Origin of the sequence: Paraburkholderia sp. BR10882, assembly GCF_040948855.1 — a bacterium.
Classification (GTDB): domain Bacteria; phylum Pseudomonadota; class Gammaproteobacteria; order Burkholderiales; family Burkholderiaceae; genus Paraburkholderia; species Paraburkholderia nodosa_A.
Map to the genome: position 1 here is coordinate 1 of NZ_JBFPKP010000054.1, position 1,374 is coordinate 1,374.

Genomic DNA, 1,374 nt, shown 5'->3' on the forward strand with positions numbered 1-1,374 from the left:
GCGGTAATGAGATGGTCACCCCCACCCTACACGCGGGTTACGCTGTAGGGTGTTTTCTTTTCTGGAGAGGCCATCATGCAGGATGTGACGCTGGTTGGAATCGATCTGGGCAAGCACTCCTTTCACCTTCACGGCCAGGACCGGCACGGCCAGGCCGTGTTTCGCAAGAAGGTGGGGCGCAAGCAGCTGATTGAGTTTTTTGCCGCGTTTCACGCCTGCACGGTGGTCATGGAGGCGTGCGCTGGCGCCCATCACCTGGCCCGCAAGCTAGCGGGCTTCGGGCATCAGGTCAAACTGATCTCGCCGCAGTTCGTGCGGCCGTTCGTCAAGGGTAACAAGAATGACTTCGTGGACGCCGAAGCGATCTGCGAGGCCGCGTCGCGCCCGGCCATGCGGTTCGTTACTCCGAAGACCGAATCGCAGCAAATGCTCTCGGCACTGCACCGTGTGCGCGATTCGTTGATTCGTGACCGCACGAAGGCCGTTAACCAAATCCACGGCTTTCTACTTGAGTTCGGCATCAGCCTGCCGGTCGGGCAATCCGTCATCAAGCGACTGCCGGCCGTGCTGGCCGAGCATACGCTGCCGCCGCGCCTGATCGAGATCCTCGAGCGCCTGCATGCGCACTTCAAGTACCTCAGTGAGGAGATCGCCGAGATCGACAAGGAGATGGCGCGCCAGCTCGCCGACGACGATCTCGGCCAGCGCTTGCTGACGATCCCCGGCGTGGGTCCGATCACGGCGAGCGTGCTCTCCGCCGAAATGGGGGACGGCAAGCAATACGGCTGCAGCCGCGACTTTGCCGCGTCGATCGGACTGGTGCCGCGCCAATACAGCACGGGCGGCAGGGCGAACCTGCTGGGCATCAGCAAGAGGGGTGACAAGAACATCCGGCGCCTGTTGGTGCAGTGCGCCCGCGTCTACATGCAGCAGCTCCATCGGCAGAGTGGCCGGCTCGCCGAGTGGGTGCGCGCCATGCTCACGCGCCGACACTCGAACGTCGTGGCCTGCGCGCTGGCGAACAAGCTGGCGCGCACCGCCTGGGCACTGGCGACTCGCCACGGCACGTTCGATGCGCGACCGGGCCTCAACGCGCCGGCCTGAGCGCCCGATCCCCAACCACGCTTTACCGCAGTCCCCCACCTGGTTTTGCGACCGCTGAACTTTGATGACGTGAACGGCATACCGGCCTGACGGACAACCTGTTAAAAAAATCGGCTCTCGAAGCCGCGGCGGTTTTAAGGACCATCAGGCGCGACTCTCATCGTGGCGCGGGGAGTGATCCCCACAACGACGCCGGATAGATTTAGGCAAGCCAACCACAACGTCAACGATCAAGGTTGCAAAAACGGGGGTGACCATAGATTTTTTTTG

At 62.6% G+C, this 1,374-nt stretch carries 1 protein-coding gene; it reads left to right on the forward strand.

Going from position 1 to position 1,374, the window contains the following annotated elements:
- The first annotated feature begins 75 nt into the window (after positions 1–75).
- Complete coding sequence (locus tag AB3X99_RS40840) at positions 76–1,104, forward strand: IS110 family transposase (RefSeq protein WP_342950349.1); 1,029 nt, start codon at positions 76–78, stop codon at positions 1,102–1,104.
- Positions 1,105–1,374 lie beyond the last annotated feature (270 nt).

Coding starts and splice junctions, on each gene's coding strand:
- AB3X99_RS40840 (WP_342950349.1), top strand. CDS start 76: ATGCAGGATGTGACGCTGGTTGGAATCGATCTGGGCAAGCACTCCTTT.